At 59.8% G+C, this 23,209-nt stretch carries 21 protein-coding genes; 19 read left to right on the top strand and 2 right to left on the bottom strand.

Annotation, left to right across the window (positions count from 1 at the left end; translation table 11 throughout):
* Positions 1 to 1,947 carry a hydantoinase B/oxoprolinase family protein gene (locus tag AC6I8A_RS12400; RefSeq protein WP_497818574.1) on the top strand — a complete coding sequence of 649 codons (1,947 nt, stop codon included), beginning with the start codon at positions 1 to 3 and terminating at the stop codon, positions 1,945 to 1,947.
* 46 nt (positions 1,948 to 1,993) lie between these two features.
* On the opposite strand, the gene AC6I8A_RS12395 is transcribed toward AC6I8A_RS12400, so the two are convergent.
* Positions 1,994 to 4,159: a bifunctional diguanylate cyclase/phosphodiesterase gene (locus AC6I8A_RS12395; protein WP_497818573.1), complete on the bottom strand. Its 2,166-nt coding sequence runs from the start codon at positions 4,157 to 4,159 to the stop codon at positions 1,994 to 1,996.
* A gap of 309 nt (positions 4,160 to 4,468) precedes the next feature.
* On the opposite strand from AC6I8A_RS12395, the gene phnF reads away from it, so the two are divergent.
* The 13 genes from phnF (at position 4,469) to phnE (AC6I8A_RS12330) (ending at position 15,214) form a co-directional block, all read left to right on the top strand.
* Positions 4,469 to 5,185 (top strand): phosphonate metabolism transcriptional regulator PhnF, encoded by a 717-nt coding sequence (phnF, locus tag AC6I8A_RS12390; protein WP_256696784.1) that lies wholly within the window; start codon positions 4,469 to 4,471, stop codon positions 5,183 to 5,185.
* Positions 5,182 to 5,628, top strand: a complete 447-nt coding sequence (gene phnG / locus AC6I8A_RS12385) for a phosphonate C-P lyase system protein PhnG (RefSeq protein WP_008105514.1) — start codon at positions 5,182 to 5,184, stop codon at positions 5,626 to 5,628. Before phnF ends, phnG begins: the two co-directional genes overlap by 4 nt.
* A complete protein-coding gene (gene phnH / locus AC6I8A_RS12380) occupies positions 5,628 to 6,203 on the top strand; it encodes a phosphonate C-P lyase system protein PhnH (RefSeq protein WP_497818572.1) in 576 nt (191 codons plus the stop codon). Before phnG ends, phnH begins: the two co-directional genes overlap by 1 nt.
* A complete protein-coding gene (locus tag AC6I8A_RS12375) occupies positions 6,203 to 7,279 on the top strand; it encodes a carbon-phosphorus lyase complex subunit (protein WP_497818571.1) in 1,077 nt (358 codons plus the stop codon). The genes phnH and AC6I8A_RS12375 overlap by 1 nt, the downstream gene beginning before the upstream one ends.
* Entirely contained in the window at positions 7,272 to 8,120 is an 849-nt protein-coding gene (locus AC6I8A_RS12370; protein ID WP_256696780.1) for an alpha-D-ribose 1-methylphosphonate 5-phosphate C-P-lyase PhnJ, read from the top strand. The genes AC6I8A_RS12375 and AC6I8A_RS12370 overlap by 8 nt, the downstream gene beginning before the upstream one ends.
* Positions 8,110 to 8,871: a phosphonate C-P lyase system protein PhnK gene (phnK, locus tag AC6I8A_RS12365; protein ID WP_256696779.1), complete on the top strand. Its 762-nt coding sequence runs from the start codon at positions 8,110 to 8,112 to the stop codon at positions 8,869 to 8,871. Before AC6I8A_RS12370 ends, phnK begins: the two co-directional genes overlap by 11 nt.
* A gap of 95 nt (positions 8,872 to 8,966) precedes the next feature.
* Positions 8,967 to 9,671 (top strand): phosphonate C-P lyase system protein PhnL, encoded by a 705-nt coding sequence (gene phnL / locus AC6I8A_RS12360; protein WP_008105503.1) that lies wholly within the window; start codon positions 8,967 to 8,969, stop codon positions 9,669 to 9,671.
* A complete protein-coding gene (phnM, locus tag AC6I8A_RS12355; RefSeq protein WP_256696778.1) occupies positions 9,668 to 10,804 on the top strand; it encodes an alpha-D-ribose 1-methylphosphonate 5-triphosphate diphosphatase in 1,137 nt (378 codons plus the stop codon). Before phnL ends, phnM begins: the two co-directional genes overlap by 4 nt.
* A complete protein-coding gene (gene phnN / locus AC6I8A_RS12350) occupies positions 10,804 to 11,334 on the top strand; it encodes a ribose 1,5-bisphosphokinase (protein ID WP_256696777.1) in 531 nt (176 codons plus the stop codon). Before phnM ends, phnN begins: the two co-directional genes overlap by 1 nt.
* 171 nt (positions 11,335 to 11,505) lie before the next feature.
* On the top strand, positions 11,506 to 12,336 hold the full coding sequence (gene phnC / locus AC6I8A_RS12345; RefSeq protein ID WP_061717640.1) for a phosphonate ABC transporter ATP-binding protein: 831 nt from the start codon (positions 11,506 to 11,508) through the stop codon (positions 12,334 to 12,336).
* Positions 12,337 to 12,362: 26 nt separating this feature from the next.
* On the top strand, positions 12,363 to 13,289 hold the full coding sequence (phnD, locus tag AC6I8A_RS12340) for a phosphonate ABC transporter substrate-binding protein (RefSeq protein WP_256696776.1): 927 nt from the start codon (positions 12,363 to 12,365) through the stop codon (positions 13,287 to 13,289).
* A 180-nt stretch (positions 13,290 to 13,469) separates the two neighbouring features.
* A complete protein-coding gene (gene phnE, locus AC6I8A_RS12335; protein WP_256696775.1) occupies positions 13,470 to 14,333 on the top strand; it encodes a phosphonate ABC transporter, permease protein PhnE in 864 nt (287 codons plus the stop codon).
* Positions 14,330 to 15,214, top strand: a complete 885-nt coding sequence (phnE, locus tag AC6I8A_RS12330) for a phosphonate ABC transporter, permease protein PhnE (RefSeq protein WP_154181652.1) — start codon at positions 14,330 to 14,332, stop codon at positions 15,212 to 15,214. Before phnE (AC6I8A_RS12335) ends, phnE (AC6I8A_RS12330) begins: the two co-directional genes overlap by 4 nt.
* Here the strand turns inward: phnE (AC6I8A_RS12330) and AC6I8A_RS12325 are convergent.
* Positions 15,168 to 17,756, bottom strand: coding sequence for an ATP-binding protein (locus tag AC6I8A_RS12325; RefSeq protein ID WP_256696774.1), 2,589 nt, complete (start codon positions 17,754 to 17,756; stop codon positions 15,168 to 15,170). The two genes, phnE (AC6I8A_RS12330) and AC6I8A_RS12325, sit on opposite strands and share 47 nt — an antisense overlap.
* Before the next feature lie 144 nt (positions 17,757 to 17,900).
* Between AC6I8A_RS12325 and AC6I8A_RS12320 the strand changes: the two genes are divergently transcribed.
* The 5 genes from AC6I8A_RS12320 to AC6I8A_RS12300 all read left to right on the top strand — a co-directional run bounded on the left by AC6I8A_RS12320 (position 17,901) and on the right by AC6I8A_RS12300 (position 23,206).
* On the top strand, positions 17,901 to 19,406 hold the full coding sequence (locus AC6I8A_RS12320) for a sugar ABC transporter ATP-binding protein (RefSeq protein WP_256696773.1): 1,506 nt from the start codon (positions 17,901 to 17,903) through the stop codon (positions 19,404 to 19,406).
* Between the two features lie 10 nt (positions 19,407 to 19,416).
* Positions 19,417 to 20,400: an ABC transporter permease subunit gene (locus AC6I8A_RS12315; RefSeq protein ID WP_008105488.1), complete on the top strand. Its 984-nt coding sequence runs from the start codon at positions 19,417 to 19,419 to the stop codon at positions 20,398 to 20,400.
* 183 nt (positions 20,401 to 20,583) lie between these two features.
* Positions 20,584 to 21,522, top strand: a complete 939-nt coding sequence (locus AC6I8A_RS12310) for an ABC transporter substrate-binding protein (RefSeq protein ID WP_008105486.1) — start codon at positions 20,584 to 20,586, stop codon at positions 21,520 to 21,522.
* 128 nt (positions 21,523 to 21,650) lie between these two features.
* Positions 21,651 to 22,334: a D-lyxose/D-mannose isomerase gene (locus AC6I8A_RS12305; protein WP_061717633.1), complete on the top strand. Its 684-nt coding sequence runs from the start codon at positions 21,651 to 21,653 to the stop codon at positions 22,332 to 22,334.
* A gap of 11 nt (positions 22,335 to 22,345) precedes the next feature.
* Positions 22,346 to 23,206 (top strand): ketose 1,6-bisphosphate aldolase, encoded by an 861-nt coding sequence (locus tag AC6I8A_RS12300; protein ID WP_256696772.1) that lies wholly within the window; start codon positions 22,346 to 22,348, stop codon positions 23,204 to 23,206.
* The last annotated feature ends 3 nt before the right edge of the window (positions 23,207 to 23,209 follow it).

Below are 23,209 nucleotides of genomic sequence, written 5' to 3'. Positions count from 1 at the left end.
ATGGCGATTGACGGACGTAACCTGCAAATTCTGGCCAACTACTGCGCGGCCGCCGCCGATGCGATGGCCTTCACCTTGATGCGCACCGCGCACTCCACTTTCGTCAAAGAGACGGAAGATTTTTCCTGCCAGATTGTCAGCCGCGACGGCCTGGCGTTTGCTTCACCGCGCAGCTTCGGCGCGCCCTGGTACAGCGGAATTGATTACGGCCCGGTTTTGGCATTGATCGACAGCTACGAAGAAGGTGATATCTGCATCACTAACGATTCCTACGCCGGTAACGTCGCCACGCACTCGCCGGATATCCATATCTGGAAACCGGTGTTTCATGAGGGCGAAATTGTCTGCTTTGTGGTGGGACACATCCACAACACCGACGTCGGCGGCGCAGTGCCCGCGTCTTTATCGCGCTCGCTCACCGATATCGTGCAGGAAGGGATTCGCATTCCGCCGCTGAAAATCGTGCGCAATGGCGAGCTGAATGAGGAAGTGGCGCGCATCATGCGCCTCAACGTGCGCGCGCCGGAGCAGAACTGGGGCGACTTCAAAGCTCAGATCGCCTCGGTTAACGTCGGTGAACGTAAGATCCACGACATCATTGCGCGCTTTGGCGTCACCGATTTTCTGCAAGGCATTGAAGGCATTCTCGATTACGCCGAGGCGCAGGCGCGTAGCATCATCAACACCATTCCGGATGGTGAATACTTCTACGCCGATTTTGCCGACGAAGATGGTGAAGGCGGCTTCCCGTGCCGCGTGGCGATCACCTTGCGCGTCAGCGGCGACACGCTGGAGCTGGATTACACCGGCAGCGATCCGCAGCTGGCTTCGTCGCTGAACATGCCAACCGGCGGACGCGAGCGTCATCCGCTGGCGCTGGTTGGCGTGACGTATGTGCTGTCGACGCTGGATCGTAACCTGCTGCTCAACGCCGGCACTTTGCGGCCAACGCGCGCCATTCTGCCGCCGGGCACGGTGATGAACTGCGAAGCCCCGGCGGCGGTCGGCATGCGCTCGCTGACTTGCGCGCTGTCGCAAATCGCCACGCTCGGCGTATTTTCGCAGGCGATCCCCGATCGCTTACCGGCCAATTCGCCGGGCGGCAACTCGATCATGAACATCCGCACCACCGACAGCGCCAACCGCAGCGTGGTGGCCTCGCTCGGCCCAGTCGGCGGCGGGGCAGGTGGCACGCCCCGCCACGATGGCCCGGACGGATCGGGCGGGTTATCGGCGTTCCTGAAAAACACGCCGATTGAGATTAATGAAGCGGAAGTGCCAATCCATTTTCATCGCTACGGCTTAGCCGCCGACAGCGCCGGAGCCGGGCGTTTTCGCGGTGGTTTAGCCACCGAGATGGCGTTTGAAGTTTTTGCACCAAATACCACAGTGACGGCGCGCAACCGCAACCGTTCGGTGTTCGCCTCGGCGGGCGTGCTGGGCGGCGAATGTGGCGGCCTTTCGCACTTCCGCACGCTGCGTAACGGCACCACAATAGAGCACGGCAACACCGATGTCATTCACTGCCAGCCGGGCGATATCGTCGAAGTGCGCGGACCTGGCGCGGGTGGTTACGGTTTGCCGGTGGAGCGCGATGTGCAGCTCGTGTTGGAGGATGTGCGCTGTGGGTTTGTCTCTGAGCAGGTGGCGCGTGACAGCTACGGCGTGGCGCTGCGCGATGGTGAGATTGATGAGGGCGAAACCGCGCGGCTGCGGGCTGAGATGCTATCTTCGGCGGCGCAGCATTTCGATCATGGAGCGGCGCGTACTGCGTTTGAAGCGGTTTGGACGCCGGAGCGCTATCGCGTGCTGACGGCATTTTTGGCCGCCGCGCCGGTGAGCTGGCGTCACTTCCTTAAGCAGCAGGTGTTTACGGCGGTAGCCGCAGACAGTGATGTGCCGATGGATGTCGTTTTCGCGGACCTCAGAGCGCGTTATTCGGTGTGAAGGTTTAACCCGGTCGCCATAAATGGCGACCCTACGGAGATGTCACTCACATCATCTTCTCAATCTCACTAAACGGCACCGCGTGGCTAAACAAATACCCTTGCAGCTGATTGCAGCCCGCATCGGCCAGCGCGTTTTTCTGGCCTTCGGTTTCCACCCCTTCGGCGGTCACCGTCAATCCCATCGCGTGGCCCAGCCGCACCACCGATTCAACAATCGCGGTCGAGTTTTGCGCCACGCCCAGCGACTGGGTAAAGGATCGGTCGATTTTGATCTTGTCCACCGGGAAGGTGCTGAGGTAATTAAGGCTCGAATAGCCGGTACCAAAATCATCCAATGCAATGCGGAAACCGGCTTCGCGCAGCGCGATGATACTGTTGCGCGCCTCGTGTTCATCCTCAATCAGCACGCCTTCGGTGATCTCCAGCTCCATACGTTTCGGATCGGCGCCTTCTTCCTGCACGATATGGATGATGCGCTCGACAAAATTCACCGCGCGGAACTGCACCGGCGAGACGTTCACCGCCACCACAATATCCGGCAGCTTCAGCGCGGTTTTGCAGGCTTCGCGCAGCACCCATTCGCCGAGCGGAATGATCATGCCGGTCTCTTCGGCGATGGCGATGAAATCACCGGGCGAAACGTCGCCGCGCATGGCGTGATGCCAGCGCAACAGCGCTTCCAATCCCACCACATGCTGGCCGCTGATATCCATCAACGGCTGATACCACACCGCTAATCCTTCAAATTTCACCAGCGCCTGACGCAAATCCGCCGCCATCTGCTGGCGAGTGCGCAGCGATTCATCCATCACTTTCTCAAACTGGCGATACTGACCGCGCCCGTGATTCTTGGCGTCATACAGCGCGATGTCCGCTTTACGCATCAGCTCCATTCGATCAATGCCATCCTTCGGTGCCAGCGCCAGACCGACGCTCACGCCAATCCACAGCTCGCTACCGACCAGCTGATACGGTTCGCTCAGGCGGCTGATAATGCGTTTCGCCAGCGATTGCACCTGACCAATATTCTCCACATCCGGCATCACAATAATGAACTCGTCGCCGCCGATGCGCCCCACGGTATCGCTGGCGCGCACAATCTCGTTGAGTCGACGCGCCACCTCAATAATCAGTTCATCGCCAGCGTGATGGCCGTAGGTATCATTGATATTTTTGAAGCGATCGAGATCCAGCAGCAGCAGCGCCACGCGCTGATCGTGGCGTCCGCCTACCGCCAGTGCCTGGGTTAAGCGATCTTCCACCAGTGAACGATTCGGCAAACCGGTTAACACATCATGAAAGGCCAGATGCTGCGCCTGCGCTTCACTGGCACCGAGTTTCAGCAGCGACTGCGAAAGCTTAAGTGACGAGGTCCAGATGCGCCGCACCATCACCAAACACAGCAGAGTAATCAGCAGCACCGACAACAAAGTAGAAGGGCCAATAGTGCGCATCATCTGCGCGCCCGGTTTATCCGGATTCCAGCTGAGATAGCCGACCGGATCGCCCTGTTGTGAATTCAGCAGAAAGCGCGCTTTGGTTTCTCCGGCCGGTTCGCTGTCGCTGAAGTGCAGCTGGCGCAGTTGGCTGCGATCGGAAAGGTTGCGCAGATAGCCAGCATCGAGAAACTTAATGCTCACCAGACGATAGCGACCGGCCTGTTTGGTGCTGCTGATATCGCCCACCGCCAGCGCGGCAGCGCGTTGGCCGATGCGCACGAAATCGGCGTGATCGGTTGGGCCCGCCACCACATCGCTGTTTTGCACCAGCGGGCTGTTCAGCATGTCCTGCAAATAAGGACCGATGCGTTTGTCCGGCACCGGCTGGCCGTTGCGCCACACGTTGATCAGCTGGTTATCACGATCCAGCAGCACCACCAGCTGGTGATCAAACATGTCATACAGCCAGCCGCCGACATTTTGTGTCAGCCAGCTTTGGTCGGGATGCGGCGACGCCAGCTGATCGGCCAGCGGTGACCAGCGCGTCAGGCTGCGCAATTGGCGTAGATGTTCCGTCAGGCTCTGGGTGAACGAAGCCTCGATCATGCGCTGTTGCTGATCGCGCGCTTCGGTATTGGTTAATGATGTTCCCCAGAACAGACCCACGCCCGCGCCGACAAAGGTCAGTAGCAAAATCGCCATCAGCGGCAAAATTACTTCACGAACAAAGTTGCGGCGAAAACCATCCGATAGTTTTATTGCGTTAATCATTTCAAGGTAGGCCTGACAAGAAGGGTTCATCTTTTAACTTAGCAGAACATCCACAGGCTGTATTCTGTCAGGCTGTTGAAATCGTGATGTAAATAAGCGGTAAATTTTTGAACACTGTCACAAACAGAACAGTTAAAAATAATTTATTAAAACCGCTGCCGTTTCGCTGCGATTCTGCTGCCCTAAAACAAATTCATCCGCCCGTCATTGAGCCGTCACGGCGCTGTCATCTGACATGCGCAATGTAATCGCCATCCCGCAGCAAGCCCGCTGCGTTCCTCAACCAATGCGAATGAGGTATTGAGCGTGATGGAGATATCCAGACATCCGACCACTGTGTATCAGGCCGTTGCTGCCCAACTGGAGCAGGCGCTGCAGGAGCGCTATCGCTGCGGCGACTATCTGCCTTCCGAGCAGCAGCTGGCCGATCACTACGAAGTGAATCGTCACACTTTGCGCCGCGCGGTTGACGAGCTGGTCAATAAAGGCCTGCTGCAACGGCGTCACGGCGTCGGCATTTTAGTGCTGATGCGTCCTTACGATTATCCGCTGCATGCGCAAGCCCGCTTCAGCCAGAACCTGATGGAGCAGGGCAGCCATCCCACCAGCGAACGTCTGCTGGCGGTGCTGCGTCCGGCGAGCAGCGATGTGGCCAGCGCGCTGGGCGTAAATGAAGGCGACAACGTCATTCACTTGCGCACGCTGCGCCGCGTCAATGGCGTGGCGGTGTGCGTCATCAATCACTTCCTGGCGGAACTCAGCTGGTGGCCGGCGTTGCAACAGTTCCACAGCGGTTCGCTGCACGATTTTATGCAGCAGCAGCTCGGCCTGAGCCTGACGCGTAGCCAAACCCGCATCAGCACCCGTCGCGCGCAGGCCAAAGAGTGCAAGCAGCTGGAGATTGCGCTGCAGTCGCCGCTGCTGTGCGTACGCACCCTGAATAAACACCGCGACGGTCAGGTAGCGGAATACTCCGTCAGCCTGACGCGTGGCGACATGATTGAACTGACTCTGGAGCACGAATGACACAGCAAACAGCCCGCCAGCATTGGCTCTCGGTGCTGGCGCACAGCGATGCCAACCAGCTCGAGGCGCACTGGCAGCCGTTACGCCTCAACGCGGATTTTGAACGTATCCGTCCGGCAGAAACCGGCTTAACCCGTTTGCAGGCGCGTATGGGCGGCAGCGGCAAGCGCTTCGTGATGGGCGATGCCACGGTAACGCGCGCGGTAGTGAAACTGCACGACGGCACGCTCGGCTTTAGCTACGTGCTGGGGCGCGACAAAGCGCACGCTGAACGCTGCGCGCTGATTGATGCGCTGCTGCAACAGCCGGAAACCCAGGCGCTGTTGCAGGAAAAATTGATTGCCCCGCTGGCGGCACTGCGTGAAGAGCAGCGTCAGCTGCGCGCGCGTGAAATCGCCAGCTCCAAAGTGGATTTCTTTACGCTGGTTCGCGGAGATAACTGATGACTTTACTGGCAAGTTTTAACCATCCGGTGGCTGATGCCCAACGTGCCTTTCGCCGCATTCTCAAAGCGATGAGCGAGCCGGGCGTGATGGTGTCGCTGCCGCTGCAACAGGGCTGGGGCGATCTTTCGCCGGCGGCTACAGCGGTGCTGCTGACGCTGGTCGATCAGGAGAGCGCATTGTGGCTGGATAATCGCATTGATAACGACGTGGTGCGCAGCAACCTGCGTTTCCATACCGGCGTGCCGATTGTCGATGAGCGCGATGCCCCCTTTGCGCTGACGCACGCCGCGGCCAATCCCGATCCGGCGCTGTTCGCCTCTGGCGACAATCTGTCCCCGGAAAAAAGCACCACGCTGATTGTGGAAGTGCCGTCACTGAGCGGCGGTTTAACGCTGCGCCTTTCCGGTCCCGGCTTACGTGAATCGCGCGCCATTGCGCCGCAGCTGCCGGAAGCGATTCTGCATTATCTGCGCGAGCGTCCGCATCCGTTCCCACAGGGCGTGGATCTGATTTTCACCTGCGGTGAAGCGATGATGGCGCTGCCACGCACCACCGACGTGGAGGTGTGCTGATGTACGTTGCGGTGAAAGGGGGCGAAAAGGCGATTGCCAGCGCCCATGAGCTGCAGGCCGATCTGCGCCGTGGCGATCGCGACGTCGCCGAACTGGGCTGCGATCAGGTCGCGCAACAGCTGGGTTTAGCCGTTGATCGCGTGATGACCGAAGGCGGCATCTACGATCCGCAGCTGGCGGCCTTAGCGATTAAACAGGCGAGCGGTGATTTGGTCGAAGCGATCTTCCTGCTGCGCGCCTATCGCACCACGCTGCCGCGCCTCGCCGACAGCCTGGCGCTAAAAACAGAGGAGATGCGCCTCGAACGCCGTATCTCCGCCGTCTACAAAGATCTGCCGGGCGGCCAGGTTCTCGGTCCAACCTACGATTACAGCCATCGTCTGCTCGATTTCACGCTGCTGGCAAACTGCGAAACGCCTGCCGCACCGAGTGACCATCAGGCGCTGCCCGAGCGCTGTCCGCACGTGTTCAGCATGATGACCGCAGAAGGATTAGCAGCACGCGAAGAGGATGACGGCAGCGAGCCGTGCGACATCACCCGCGAACCGCCGGGTTATCCGGCCACGCGTGCCGCACGCCTGCAACAGCTGGTGCGCGGCGACGAAGGTTTCTTGCTGGCGCTGGGCTACTCGACGCAGCGCGGCTACGGTCGCAACCATCCGTTCGCGGGCGAAATTCGTACCGGCTATCTCAGCGTCGCCATCTGCCCGGAAGAGCTGGGCTTTGAAATTGAGATTGGCGAAATCCTGCTGACCGAATGCGAGATGGTCAACGGCTTCACCACCGAAACTGACAGCGCACCGCACTTTACGCGCGGTTACGGCCTGGTGTTTGGTCGCTCCGAACGCAAAGCGATGGCGATGGCGCTGGTGGATCGCGCGTTGCAGGCGTCTGAGTACAACGAACGCATTGCCGGTCCGGCGCAGGACGAAGAGTTTGTGCTGTCGCATGCCGACAACGTGGAAGCGGCGGGCTTTGTCTCGCATCTGAAACTGCCGCACTACGTCGATTTCCAGGCGGAGCTTGAGCTGCTGAAACGGCTGCGCCAACAGCATCAGGAGCAGAACCATGAGTGAGTTAACCGGCTACAACAACGGTTATCTGGATGAGCAGACCAAACGCACCATCCGCCGCGCCATATTGAAAGCGGTGGCGATTCCCGGTTATCAGGTGCCGTTTGCCGGACGCGAAATGCCGATGCCGTACGGCTGGGGCACCGGCGGCATTCAGATCACCGCCAGCATCATTGGCGATGCCGATGTGCTCAAGGTGATCGATCAGGGCGCGGATGACACCACCAATGCGGTATCGATTCGCCGCTTCTTCCAGCGCGTCAGCGGCGCGGGCACCACCGAAGCGACCCGTGACGCCACGCTGATCCAGACGCGTCACCGCATTCCGGAAACGCCGCTCGAGGAAGACCAGATCCTGATTTTCCAGGTGCCAATCCCCGAGCCGCTGCGCTTTATCGAGCCGCGCGAGACCGAAACCCGCACCATGCACGCGCTGGAGGAGTACGGCATCATGCAGGTAAAACTGTATGAAGATATCGCCCGCTACGGCCACATCGCCACCACTTACGCTTATCCGGTGAAGGTCAACGATCGCTACGTGATGGATCCGTCGCCAATCCCCAAATTCGACAACCCGAAGATGCACATGATGCCGGCGCTGCAGCTGTTTGGTGCCGGGCGGGAAAAACGCATCTATGCGCTGCCGCCGTACACCAAAGTAGAAAGCCTCGACTTCGACGATCACCCGTTCAGCGTGCAGCAGTGGGAAGAACCCTGTGCGCTGTGCGGTTCGCGCCACAGCTACCTCGACGAGGTGGTGATGGATGACGCCGGTACGCGCATGTTTGTCTGCTCCGATACCGATTTTTGCCACCAGCAGCAGGAACAACAGCATGCACAGTGAACAACCGCTGCTTGCGGTCAACAATCTCACCCACCTTTATGCGCCCGGTAAAGGCTTTGAAGAGGTGAGTTTTGAGCTCTATCCCGGCGAAGTGCTAGGCATCGTGGGGGAATCCGGATCCGGTAAAACCACCTTGCTGCGCAGCCTGTCGGCACGCCTGGCGCCGCAGCACGGCAACATTCTCTATCGCGCCCAGGATCTCTATCAGCTGAGCGAGAGCGATCGCCGCCGCTTGCTGCGTACCGAATGGGGCGTGGTGCATCAGCATCCGCTCGACGGTTTGCGTCCGCAGGTGACAGCGGGCGGCAATATCGGCGAGCGCCTGATGGCGATAGGTCAGCGTCATTACGGCGATATCCGCAAAGAGGCGATGCGCTGGCTACAGGATGTGGAGATCCCCGCCAATCGCATCGACGATCTGCCCACCACGTTCTCGGGCGGCATGCAGCAGCGTTTACAGATTGCGCGCAACCTGGTGACGCAGCCAACGCTGGTGTTTATGGATGAACCGACCGGCGGGCTGGATGTATCAGTGCAGGCGCGCCTGCTGGATCTGCTGCGCACGCTGGTGCGCGAGCTGAACCTGGCGGTGGTGATTGTGACGCACGATCTCGGCGTGGCGCGGTTGCTGGCACATCGCCTGCTGGTGATGAAGCAGGGCCGCGTGGTGGAGAGCGGGTTGACCGATCGGGTGCTGGACGATCCGCATCATCCCTATACCCAGCTGCTGGTTTCATCGGTGCTGAGTTGAGATGAACAAGGTCGCCATAAATGGCGACCCTACATATGGCACGTCGTAGGGGCGCCATTTATGGCGACCTTCTCCAAAACCATCAGGACATCACTATGCAACCTTTACTGCGCGTCGAGCATCTGAGCAAAACCTTTGTGCTGCACAACCAAAGCAGCGCTGCGCTGCCGGTATTGCAGGACGCCAATCTTGAAGTCAGCGGCGGCGAATGCGTGGTGCTGCATGGCCGCTCCGGCAGCGGAAAATCCACGCTGCTGCGTGCGCTGTACGGCAACTATCAGGCCAACAGCGGCCACATCTGGCTGCAACATCAGGGCGAATGGATCGACATGGCCAACGCCCCCGCGCGGCAGATTCTGGCGATTCGCTGTCACACCGTCGGCTGGGTCAGCCAGTTTTTGCGCGTCATTCCTCGCGTGCCGACGCTGGAGATCGTCATGCAGCCGCTGCTGGAGCGTGGCACCGAGCGCGCCTTCTGCGAGAAGCGCGCCAAAGAGCTGCTGACGCGCCTTAACGTGCCGGAGCGTTTGTGGTCGCTGGCGCCGTCCACCTTCTCGGGCGGCGAGCAGCAGCGCGTCAACATCGCGCGCGGTTTTATCGCCGACTATCCGGTGCTGCTGCTGGATGAGCCAACCGCCTCGCTCGACAGCGCCAACAGCGCCGCCGTAGTGGAACTGATTGAACAGGCGCGCGCCCGCGGTGCCGCCATTGTCGGTATTTTCCATGACGAAGCGGTGCGCGAACGCGTAGCCGATCGCCTGCACGTCATGCAGCCAATGAAAGCAGGAGCAGAAGCATGATCATTAATAACGTCCGGCTGGTGCTGGAGCAGGCCGTAGTGCCGGGTTCACTGGAGATTCGCGACGGGTGCATCGCCAGCTTTAGCGACAGCGTCAGCCAATTGCCGGGCGCGCTGGATGGCGAAAACGCCTTCCTGCTGCCGGGTTTGGTGGAGCTGCACACCGATAATCTCGACAAGTTCTTCACGCCACGCCCAAAAGTGGATTGGCCGGCGCACTCGGCGATGAGCAGCCACGATGCGCTGATGGTCGCCAGCGGCATCACCACGGTGCTGGATGCAATTGGCGTCGGCGACGTGCGCGATGGCGGGCATCGCATTGAAAACCTCAACAAGATGATTGAGGCGATTCAGGACAGCAATCGCAAAGGTATTAATCGCGCCGATCACCATTTGCATCTGCGCTGTGAGCTGCCGCATCACACCACGCTGCCACTGTTTGAAAAGCTGATGAACACGCCAGAACTGTCGCTGGTGTCACTGATGGATCACTCGCCGGGTCAGCGTCAGTACGCCTCGCTGGAGATGTATCGCACCTATTATCAAGGCAAATATCAGCTCAACGACGAGCAGATGGATCAGTTTGAGCGTGAGCAGCTGGCGCTGGCCGCCGAGTTCTCCACGCCGAATCGCAACGCCATCTCCAGTTTGTGCCGTTCGCGCGGTATTCCGCTCGCCAGCCACGACGACGCTACGGCGGCGCACGTGGCGGAATCTCATGACGTCGGCAGCGCCATCGCTGAATTCCCCACCACGCTGGAGGCGGCACGCGCCTCGCGTGAATGCGGCATGCAGGTGCTGATGGGCGCGCCCAACATCGTGCGCGGCGGTTCGCACTCCGGCAACGTGGCGGCGGCGGACCTCGCCAGCCACGGCCTGCTGGATATTCTCTCCTCCGACTACTATCCCGCCAGCTTGCTGGATGCGGTGTTCCGCCTGGTGGCCGATGAGCGCAACACGCTGACGCTGCCGCAGGCGGCTGCGCTGGTGACCAGAAATCCGGCGCGGGCGATTGGCCTGCACGATCGCGGCCGCATCGCCGAAGGGCTGCGTGCCGATCTGGTGCTGGCGCATACCGAACATGGTCATTCGCACATTCGTCACGTCTGGTCGCAAGGCAAGCAGGTGTTCTGATGGCGCGCCTGATCTGGCTTACCGGGCCTTCGGGCTCGGGAAAAGACAGCCTGCTGAACGCGCTGCGGGAAGCGCCGCCGGAGAATCTGCTGATCGCCCATCGCTACATCACGCGCGCCGCCGATGCGGGCGGCGAGAACCATGTGGCGCTGAGCGAGGCGGAATTCCGACGGCGCGAGGCGCTGGGGTTGTTCGCCGTGAGCTGGCAGGCGCACGGCATGCATTACGGGCTGGGCGAGGAGATCGATCTGTGGCTGGCGCGCGGGCTGAACGTGCTGGTTAACGGTTCACGCCTGCATCTGCCGATTGTGCAGCAGCATTACGGCACGCAGCTGCTGCCGCTGGTGTTGCAGGTTTCGCCAGCGGTGCTGGAGACGCGATTGCGACAGCGTGGGCGCGAGTCGGAAGCGGAGATCGAAAGACGGCTGGCGCGCGCCGCCGAACCGCTGCCCGCGCATTGTCATGCGCTGAATAACGATGGTGCGTTAAGCGACACGCTCGAGCATCTACGCCAGCTCATTGCCCCGTAGGGTCGCCATTCATGGCGACCTGGTGCATCGGTGTAATGAGGTCACCATAAATGGCGACCCTACGGCGGCGGCGGATGCTGTCACTGTTTAATCATTTTACTGTCATCAAGCTTTCATCCGCTTTGCCCGTAATAGCGGGCAATCAACACCTCAGAAGAGATGGAGTGCAACATGGCACAGGCATTACTGAAAACCGTGGTCGACAATCCTTACCCGCATGTTACAGGGCAGGGCAACAAGGTGTTGTCGGTGCAGGGATTGTGCAAAACCTACGGCGCCAATCAGGTGCTGGATAACGTCAGCTTCGATCTGCATGCGGGCGAGTTGGTGGCGGTGATTGGCCGCTCAGGCGCAGGCAAATCGACACTGTTACACATGCTGAACGGCACCATCAGTGCGTCGCAGGGCGCCATCCTCAGCAATCGCCACGGCGAAGTGGATCGCGATGTGGTGACGCTGAATAGCCGCCAGATGCGCGAGTGGCGCACCGAATGCGGCATGATCTTCCAGGACTTCTGTCTGGTGCCACGCCTCGATGTGCTGACCAACGTACTGCTCGGTCGTTTGAGCCAGACCTCGACGCTGAAATCGTTCTTCAAGGTCTTCTCCGAAACCGACCGCGCTCGCGCTATCGAACTGCTGCAGTGGATGAACATGCTGCCGCAGGCGCTGCAGCGTGCGGAAAACCTCTCCGGCGGCCAGATGCAGCGTGTGGCGATTTGTCGGGCGCTGATGCAGAACCCGCGCATTTTGCTGGCGGATGAACCGGTGGCGTCACTCGATCCGAAAAACACCAAACGCATCATGGATGTGCTGCGTCAGGTGAGCGAGCAGGGCATCAGCGTGATGGTAAACCTGCACTCCATCGAACTGGTTAAAAGCTACTGCACCCGCGTGATCGGCATTCAGCGCGGCAAAATCCTGTTCGATGGACATCCTTCCCAGTTGACCGACGGCCTGATGCATGAGCTGTACGGCGACGAAATTAACCAGCTCCACTAACTCCCACAGCAAGAGAAAACCTAAGAATGAAACTGACTTCTTTAGCTTTACTGACTATTGCGATGGCATTTGGCGCAAACGCAGCGGATGCACCAAAAGAGTTGAACCTCGGGATTCTTGGCGGCCAGAACGCCACGCAGCAGATTGGTGACAACCAGTGTGTGAAAGATTTCTTCGACAAAGAGTTGCAGGTGGATACCAAACTGCGCAACTCGTCTGACTATTCAGGCGTGATTCAGGGCTTGCTGGGTAACAAAATCGATCTGGTGCTGAGCATGTCGCCGGCTTCGTATGCCTCGGTTTACCTGCAAAACCCGAAAGCGGTGGATGTGGTGGGCATCGTGGTGGACGACAAAGACGGGTCTCAGGGTTATCACTCAGTGGTGATCGTTAAGGCTGACAGCCCATACAAAAAGCTGGAAGACCTGAAAGGCAAATCGTTCGGCATGGCCGATCCCGATTCAACCTCGGGCTTCCTGATGCCGAACCAGGCGTTCAAGAAAGAGTTCGGCGGCACGGTGGACGATAAGTACAACAACACCTTCTCCAGCGTCACCTTCTCCGGCGGCCACGAGCAGGACATCCTCGGCGTGCTGAACGGTCAGTTCGACGGCGCGGTGACCTGGACGTCACTGATTGGCGACCGTGAAACCGGTTATACCTCGGGTGCCTTTGGCCGTTTGATTCGCATGGATCATCCTGACCTGATGAAGCAGATCCGCATCATCTGGCAGTCGCCGCTGATCCCGAACGGTCCGATTCTGGTGAGCAACAATCTGCCCGCTGACTTCAAAGCGAAGGTGGTGGCCACCATCAAGAAACTGGATAAAGAAGATCACGGCTGCTTTGTTAAAGCGGTTGGCGGTGCCCAGCACATCGGTCCAGCGACCGTGGCGGATTATCAGAACATCATCGATATGAAGCGTGATTTGATGAAGGGTACGCGCGGTTAATTTAGGTGGGGTGCTCGCTGTCCCCCATCCCGGCCTTCCCCCACAAGTGGGGGAAGGAGATGCTGCCACATGCAACTCCCAAAATCGCATTTTGCAGCATCTTCCTCCCCCATTAATGGGGGAGGACCGAGGAGGGGGACAGCGAGCACACTCCAGTCCCCAACCAACAGGAATCCCCCCTTGACCGATTTCGAACACTACTACCAACGCATCCGCCGCCAGCAAAAGCGCGACTCGCTGCTGTGGTCGCTGCTGTTGCTGGCGCTCTATCTGGCCGCGGGCAAGATGGCGGAATTTAACCTGCTCACCGTCTGGCAGTCGCTGCCACACTTTTTTGACTACATCGGCGAAACTATGCCGGTGCTGCATCTTTCACTGCTGTTCGCCGACGGCAAAACCGAGGGATCGCTGGCCTATTGGGGCTATCGCTTACACTTCCAGCTGCCGCTGATCTGGGAAACTTTGCAGCTGGCGCTGTCGTCCACCATCGTGGCGGTGGCCGTGGCGGGCGTGCTGGCGTTCTTCGCCGCCGACAACACGCAAACGCCGCGCAGCCTGCGCGTGGCGATCCGCGCCTTTGTCGCCTTCCTGCGTACCATGCCGGAACTGGCGTGGGCGGTGATGTTCGTGATGGCGTTCGGCATTGGCGCTATTCCCGGCTTCCTCGCGCTGGCGCTGCACACTGTCGGCAGCCTGACCAAGCTGTTTTACGAAGCGATTGAGAGCGCCTCGGATAAACCGGTGCGCGGACTTGCGGCGTGCGGTGCCAGCAAACTGCAGCGCATGCGCTTTGCCTTCTGGCCGCAGGTCAAACCGACGTTTCTCTCCTACAGCTTTATGCGTCTGGAAATCAACTTCCGCTCCTCAACCATTCTCGGATTGGTCGGCGCGGGCGGTATCGGACAAGAGCTGATGACCAATATCAAACTCGATCGTTACGATCAGGTCAGTATCACGCTGTTGCTGATCATTGTGGTGGTGTCGCTGCTGGATACGCTGTCCGGCTGGCTGCGTCGCCGCGTAGTGGAAGGAGACACAGCATGATCGCCTTAGCGCCGGATGTCGCCAAACTCAAGCAGGAGCATGCCGCCCTGTTTGCCGCGCAAAACCGCTATCTGCGCCGCGTTGCGCTGGTGGCGCTTGCCATCGCGCTCTATTACCTGTTCTTCTTCGAGTTCTTTGGCATTGAGTGGAGCCGATTTCTGATTGGCTGCCAGCAGCTCAGCCGCTATTTCCTGCGCATGTTTGTCTGGCAGGATTTCCTCAACTGGCCGTTTGGTTACTACTTCACGCAGGTCGGGATTACGCTGGCGATTGTGTTCTCCGGCACGCTAACCGCATCTTTAATTGCCTTGCCGGTCTCGTTCCTGGCGGCGCGAAACGTCATGCACGATCCGGTTACGCGACCGATTTCACTGGTGGTACGCCGCGTGCTGGATGTGCTGCGCGGCATCGACATGGCGATTTGGGGGCTGATCTTTGTGCGCGCCGTCGGCATGGGACCGCTGGCTGGCGTGCTGGCGATTGTGATGCAGGATGTCGGCTTGCTCGGCAAACTCTATGCCGAAGGGCACGAAGCGGTGGAGCGTTCACCGAGTCGCGGCCTCAGCGCGGTCGGCGCGAACAGCCTGCAAAAGCATCGCTACGGCATATTCACCCAGTCGTTCCCGACCTTCCTCGCGCTCAGCCTGTATCAGATAGAGTCCAACACCCGCTCCGCAGCGGTGCTGGGCTTTGTTGGCGCGGGTGGCGTGGGTCTAGTGTATGCCGAGAACATGCGCTTGTGGAACTGGGATGTGGTGATGTTCCTGACCCTGATTCTGGTGGCGGTGGTGATGATCATGGACATGGTCTCCAGCAAGCTGCGTAAACGTTACATCACGGGGAAAGGGGTGCCGTTGTGGCAGCCTGCCGCGCGCGACTAAGCCGTTCACTGCGCTGCCAGGCGCGCTCCAGCGCCTGCACCAGCTGCGCCTGATGCCAGGGTTTCGCCAGCCGCTCACACAGCGGCAGCGTCACCTGCGTCTGGCGCAGATCCTGACCGCTGATCAACACCGTCGCCAGATGTGGCCACTGCGCCTGCGCCTGGCGAATCACATCCGCGCCGTTGATGCCGCCCGGCAGCATCAAATCACTGATTAACAGATCGATATCCGGCGTCTGGCGCAGCAGCGTCAGCGCGCTTTCGCCGTCGCCACACTCCAGCGTCAGATAACCCAGCTGATGCAGATGTTCGCACAGCGTTTGTCGCACCGTCGGTTCATCATCCAGCACCAACACCAGCCGATCGTTGCTGGCCTGCGGCACCAGCGGCGGCGGCACGTTGAGCGGCTGTGCCGCTTCGGGCGCGCGCGGCAATAACAGCCGCACGGTGGTGCCTTGCCCCGGCGCGGTTTCCAGCTCGATCTGGCCGCCGGATTGACGCACAAAGCCATACACCATCGATAAGCCCAAACCGCTGCCGCTGCCGATCGCTTTGGTGGTGAAGAACGGCTCGAACACCTGTTCGCGCACCTCGGCCGACATGCCGCAGCCGTGATCGATTACTTCAATGGTGACGCGATCGCGCTTGCCGTCGGCTTCCTGTTTACGCTGATTCCAGATACGCAGGCGGATTTCGCCGCTCTGCTGCGTCATCGCATCGCGCGCGTTGACCACCAAATTGATCAGCGCATTCTCCAGCTGTCCGGCATCGATCCACGCTGGCCAGCCGGGACGTTGCGCATCGATCACCAGCTGCTGGCCGGGCAAAAGTGCGTGTTGCAGCAGCGAATGCAGATTATCCACCAGTTCCACCACCGACACCGCGCGCGGATAGAGCGCCTGTTTGCGCGAGAACGCCAGCAAACGCTGCGTCAGCTGCGCCGCGCGGTCGGCAGCCTGACGTGCACGATCGATACGGCTGGCGAGCGTGCCGGGCGGCAGCTGATCGACGGTTAACGCCAGGCTGCCGATGATCACCGCCAGCAGATTATTGAAGTCGTGCGCCAGTCCGCCGGTGAGCTGTCCAACCGCTTTCATCTTCTGGCTGTGCAGCAGCGCCTCTTCCAGCGCCTTGCGCGTGGTGCGCTCCAGCACGGTATTCACCATGCCGCGCCGTGGCACCGGGCTGAAACGCAGCTCCAGCGTGCGTCCATCCGCCAGCCGCACTTCCTGCGCATCGGCTAAGCCATTGAGCTCAACATCGACGCGTTTTAAAAGCTGTTGATAGTGCAAGCCGCGATGCAGTTCGCGCGGCGCAATGCCCAGCAGCTCGGCATATTGCGCATTCCACACCACCAGCTGGCCGCTGTTATCAAACAGCGCAAAGCCGTCGCGCATGGCGAGGAAGGTGGATTCCAGCTGGTTGCTTTTCTCTTTCAGCAGGCGCGAGGTGTGCGCCAGCGACGCGGTGTTGCGCGCAAACACGTTGAAGGCGCGCGCCAGATCGCCCAGCTCATCGCGCCGCGCCAGACCCGGCACGTTGACGCTCTTTTCCCCCTGCGCCAGCCGGGTCATGGCGTGCGCGATGGCGGTGAGACTCGAACCGAGATTGCGGTAGATGTAGTAACCGGCGTAACCGGTGATCAGCAGCGCCAGCAGCATAAACAGGCCGATAAAGCCGATGATCGAATCCAGCTCTTCATGGGTTACAGCGCTGCGGGCGTCGCTCTGCTGCGCCACCAGCTGCACGTAATGGGTGATGTCGTCGTTGAGCATCGCCACCAGCGCTTTGATGCGATAAGTGGCGTAGGCGATGGCGATATCACTCTGTTCCAGTTGCTGCGCCACCGGCTGCAAATCATTGCTGGTGGCGATCAGCCGCTGTACTTGCGTATTCAGCACGCCGTTGAGCCTTAACGCCCGCCACTGACTGAGCACCGATTGCAGCTGCTGCACTGCGGCCTGCGGCGCGCTGGATTGAATCGCCACGCTGAATAAGCTGTGGGTTTGCTGGCGCAGCGCGGTGGATGGGGAATCGGTGCGTGTTAGCAGGTCAATGCGATTGAGTAATAGCTGCGATTGCCACAGCCCGCTGAGCATGACGTTGCGCTGCAGATGGCGCTGATGTCCGGCGCGCAGCAATTGGTTGATGGTCTGTTCCAGCATCTGGCTGCGTTCGCGGATGCGCGTCAGCAGCTGCGGCTGTTGCGACGCCAGTGGCGCATTCGCCAGCAAGCTCAGCGACCGTTGCAGCTCCTGCTGCGTTTGCTGCAGGCGCGCCGATTCGCTCTGATACTCCAGCGCGCCGACCACCTGCGATAAACGCACCGCGGCGATCGCCACATTGGCGGTATCGCGCGCCAGCGCCAGGCTGCCGTTCATATCGGCCAGCGTTTGCGCCTGCGCCTGTTCCTGAATGTGACCTGCGTGGCGAAATCCAAAAATAGCCACCAGACTCACCGCCAGCGTCACCGACATCACCAGCAGATTAAACAGCAGCAGGCGACTGCGTGCGCCCGCGTGCCAGTGCAGACTGTGACTCATGGCTGCCACTCCTTACCGCTCAACTGCTGGCGAGTATAGAAGCGCGATCGGGGCGAAATATGACAAATATGAATGGCCGCTGACATTTTCCATTTATCTAAGGAGGCTTTACTCGCTGCAACCTTTGCCAGCAGGAGCCTCGTAATGGCGACAGCACCGATATTAGAAATGCGCGCGATCACCCGACGCTTCGGCAACTTCTATGCGCTGAAAGGCGTCGATCTCACGGTCTGGCCCGGTGAAGTGCATGCGCTGATGGGCGAAAACGGCGCAGGCAAAAGTACATTGATGAAAATTCTGGCCGGTGCTTATACCGCCAGCAGCGGGGAAATCCTTATCGACGGCCAGCCGTACACCATTAAAGGCCCAAAAGAGGCGTTGGCGGCGGGCATTACCCTGATTTATCAGGAGATCAATCTGGCACCGAATCTGACGGTGGCGGAGAACATCTTTCTCGGCAGTGAAATCACCCGCGCGGGTCTGGTGAAGCGTCGCCAGATGGCGGAAGAGGCGCAGCGAGTGATTGATCGTTTGGGCGCACAGTTCAGCGCCACCGATCTGGTTAGTCGCCTGAGCATTGCCGAGCAGCAGCAGGTGGAAATCGCCCGCGCGCTGCATCGCAACAGCCGCATTCTGGTGATGGATGAGCCGACTGCCGCACTCTCGAACCGTGAAACCGAGCAGCTGTTTGCGCTGATAAAACGTCTGCGCAGCGAAGGGATGGCGATCATCTACATCAGCCATCGCATGGCGGAGGTGTATGAGCTGTCGGATCGCGTTAGCGTGCTGCGCGACGGACAGTACGTCGGCAGCCTGACGCGCGAGCAGCTTAATGCCAGCGAGCTGGTGCGCATGATGGTCGGGCGTCCGCTCAGCGATCTGTTCAACAAAGACCGCAACATTCCGCTCGGCGACATCCGTCTCGCCGTCAATCACCTGTGCGACAAACACAAAGTGCATCCCAGCAGCCTGTCGGTGCGGGCCGGTGAGATCGTCGGTCTGGCGGGCCTGGTCGGCGCCGGGCGCAGCGAACTGGCACAGTTGATTTTTGGCGTGCATCAACCGAGCGGCGGCGAGATCTGGATCGACGGGGAAAAAGTGCAAATTCACTCGCCGCGCGACGCGATTGCGCGCGGCATCGGGTTTCTCACCGAGAACCGCAAAGAGCAGGGCTTGTTCCTCGAACTGGCGGCGCAGGACAACATTGTGATGGCCACGCTGGAGCGCGACGCCAGTTACGGCCTGCTCAATCGGCGCAAAGGACAGAAGATCGCCAGCGAGGCGATTGATGCGCTAAACATCCGCGTGCCGCATGCGCAGGTGCGCGCGGGCGGCTTATCCGGTGGCAATCAGCAGAAGCTGCTGATTTCACGCTGGGTGGCGATTGCGCCACGCATTCTGATTCTCGATGAGCCGACGCGCGGCGTCGATGTCGGCGCCAAGAGCGAAATCTACCGCATGATGCAGCAGATGGCGCAGCAGGGCGTGGCGATATTGATGATCTCCAGTGAGTTACCGGAAGTGGTGGGCATGAGCGATCGCGTCTATGTGATGCGGGAAGGCGCCATCGCCGGTGAGTTGAGTGGGGCAGAGATTAGCCAGGAAAACATTATGACACTGGCCACCGGCGCGCAGCCGGTTCAGGCCTGAGGAGAGCGCAATGACCAGTGAATCCGCACGCGTAAAAAGCCCAACCCTAAAGCGCGCGTTAATGAGTGACCTGCTGCAAACCGTCGGTATCTTGCCGATTCTGATCCTGATCGTGGCGGTATTTGGCTTTGTCACGCCGAACTTCTTCACCGAGGGCAATCTGCTCAACATTACGCGTCAGGCCTCAATCAACATCGTGCTGGCGGCGGGCATGACCTTTGTCATTCTCACCGGCGGCATCGATTTGTCGGTGGGATCGATGCTCGGTACCACAGCGGTAGTGGCGATGGTGGTGTCGCTCGATCCGGCGTTTGCATCACTGACGATTCCAGCGGCGTTAGGTGCCGGGCTGATTATGGGCTTGTTCAACGGCATTCTGGTGGCGTGGGCAGGGCTACCGCCCTTTATTGTCACGCTCGGCACCTACACCGCGATGCGCGGCGCGGCTTATCTGCTGGCGAACGGCACCACGGTAATCAACTCCGACATCAACTTTGAGTGGATAGGCAACGGCTATCTCGGGCCGGTGCCGTGGCTGATCATCATCGCCTTTGCCGTCATCGCGCTGTGCTGGTTCATTCTGCGTCGCACCACCTTAGGCGTGCACATTTATGCGGTTGGCGGCAACGTACAGGCGGCGCGCCTGACCGGCATCAAAGTCAGCGTGGTGCTGCTGTTTGTCTACGCCATGAGCGGTTTGCTGTCGGGGCTGGCCGGCTTGATGAGCGCCTCGCGGCTCTACAGCGCCAACGGCAACCTCGGCGTCGGCTATGAGCTGGATGCGATAGCGGCGGTGATCCTTGGCGGCACAAGCTTTGTCGGCGGTATCGGCACCATCACCGGCACGCTGATTGGCGCGCTGATTATCGCCACGCTGAATAACGGCATGACGCTGATGGGCGTCTCCTATTTCTGGCAGTTAGTGATTAAGGGCGCGGTGATCATTATCGCGGTGTTAATCGATAAGTACCGGACACGGCATCATGTGGGTTGAGTTATATCGTGCTTGCTGTCCCCCATCCCGGCCTTCCCCCGCAAGCGGGGGAAGGAGACGTAGCCACATGCAGCTTCAGTACGAGCATATGGCAGCATCTTCCTCCCCCACTTGTGGGGGAGGACCGAGGAGGGGGACAGCAAGCACCCATCATAAAAACCAAAAAGCAGGAGAACATCGACTATGCGTTTTAATCCGATTCTAACCGGACTGCTGGCGGCTACGCTTCTGAGCGCGCCATTGGTGCAGGCCAAAGAGCTGAAATCCATTGGTGTGACCGTCGGCGATCTCGCCAACCCGTTCTTCGTGCAGATCACCAAAGGTGCGGAGCTCAAGGCGCGCGAGCTGGCGGGTGACAAGGTCAACGTAACGCTGGTCTCCAGCGGTTACGATCTCGGTCAGCAGGTGGGGCAGATTGATAACTTCATCGCCGCCAAAGTGGACATGATTATCCTCAACGCCGCTGATTCCAAAGGCATCGCACCCGCGGTTAAACGTGCGCGTGATGCCGGGATTGTGGTGGTGGCAGTCGACGTGGCGGCAGACGGCGCTAACGCCACGATCACCTCCGATAACACCGCCGCCGGTGCCATGGCGTGTAAATACATCTCCGATCGCCTGAAAGCCAAAGGCAACGTGGTCATCATCAACGGACCGCCGGTTTCTGCGGTGCAGAACCGTGTGGAAGGCTGCATGAACGAGCTGAAAACCCATCCGGACATCAAGTTGCTCTCCTACAACCAGAACGCCAAAGGCAGCCGTGAAGGTGGCCTCGAAGTGATGACCGGCCTGCTGTCGGCTAATCCGAAGATTGATGCGGTGTTCGCGATTAACGACCCAACCGCGATTGGTGCCGATCTGGCGGCGAAACAGGCGCAGCGCAATGAGTTCTTTATTGTCGGCGTCGATGGATCGCCAGACGGTGAAGAGGCGCTGAAACGCAAAGGCTCGCTGTTCGTGGCCACGCCTGCGCAAGACCCGCAGGTGATGGCGGCGAAAGCGGTGGAGATCGGCTATGACATCCTGCAGGGCAAACCCGCGCCAGATAAGCCGGTGCTGATTCCGGTGACGATGATCGATCGTAACAGCGTTAGCAGTTACAAGGGCTGGACGGTGAAATAATTGCGGGTTCCCTCACCCTAACCCTCTCCCATCAATGGGAGAGGGGATAGTTAGGTTTGCTCGGTCAGCTCCCTCGCCCGCTTGCGGGAGAGGGCTGGGGTGAGGGCCAGCGAGTAAAGGAGGAGACGATGCAACGCTCTGAAGTGAATGCGATCCTACAACGTACCCGCGAATTCTTTATGCGCCAGGATGTGCATCTGCCGCCGTGGGCCGATTACGGCCTCAGCCAGTGGCGCGCGCTCGATAAACATGATGCCGATGAACTGCTGGCGCTGCACCTCGGCTGGGATGTCACCAGCTTCGGCGCTGACGATTTCAATCAAACCGGTTTAACCCTGTTCACTTTGCGCAACGGTTCGCGCGGTGGCCAGCCGTGGGCCAAACCCTACGCCGAAAAGATCATGCACGTGCGCGAAGGGCAGGTCACGCCGATGCATTATCACCCGCAAAAGATGGAAGACATTATCAATCGCGGCGGCGGCAATCTGATCGTTACGCTGCATAACCGCGCAGGCAATCAGCTGGCCGAGACGGCGGTCAACGTCACGTTGGATGGCATTCGGCAAACCCACGCCGCCGGTTCGCAGCTGCGTTTATCGCCGGGCGAAAGCGTCACTTTGCTGCCGGGCATCTGGCACAGCTTTTGGGGTGAAGAGGGTTACGGCGATGTACTGGTGGGCGAAGTCTCAATGCCCAACGACGACGAACACGACAACGTGTTTCTTACCCCGCTGGCACGCTTCAATCCGCTTGATGAAGATGAAGAACCGCGCTGGCTGCTGTGTAACGAATATCACCGCTGGCTGGCCTAAAGGAGCCTGATATGGCACTGATTTCCCTGGCGCAGGGTTTGGCCCATGCGCAACAGAACGGCTACGCGCTCGGCGCGTTTAACGTCCTCGATACCCATTTTCTGCGCGCGCTTTATCAGGCGGCTGAGCGGCAGCGCTCGCCATTTATCATTAGCATCGCCGAAGTGCATTTTAAGTATGTCAACCTCGAACATCTGGTCGCCGCCGTGCGCACCGAAGCGGCGCTGCACGATATTCCGGTGGTGCTGCATCTCGATCACGGCCTGCATTTTGAGGCGGTGATGCAGGCGATTCGTCTTGGCTTTACCTCGGTCATGTTCGATGGCTCGACGCTCAGCTACGAGGAAAACGTCCGCCAGACGCGCGAAGTGGTGAAGATGTGCCACGCGCTCGGCGTTTCGGTGGAAGCCGAACTGGGTGCGGTGGGCGGCGATGAAGGCGGGGCGCTGTTTGGCGAGGCCGACAGCGATAAATTTACCGATCCGGCGCAGGCCGCTGATTTTGTGCACGCCACCGGCATTGATTGTCTGGCGGTAGCAATTGGCAATGCACACGGCAAATACAAAGGCGAACCCAAACTCGACTTTGACCGGCTGGCAGCGATTCGCTCGACCGCTGGCATTCCGCTGGTGCTGCATGGCGGTTCCGGCATTAGCGATGCGGACTTCCGCCGCGCCGTTAGCCTCGGCATCAATAAAATCAACTTTTACACCGGCATGTCGCAGGCGGCGCTCGGGGCGATTGAAGCGCAGATCACTCAGCGCGATGCACGCTACGACGCCTTTGCCGAATTGCTGATGGCCGTGGAGCGTGACATCGCCAACGTGGTGGCGCAGCAGATGCAGGTGTTCGGCAGCGCCGGGAGGGCCTGACAG

Source organism: Pantoea sp. X-Soil-ISGK-275 (genome assembly GCF_059730795.1).
Note: the sequence above shows the minus strand (reverse complement) of the source record. Positions and strands in the feature narration are given on the sequence as shown.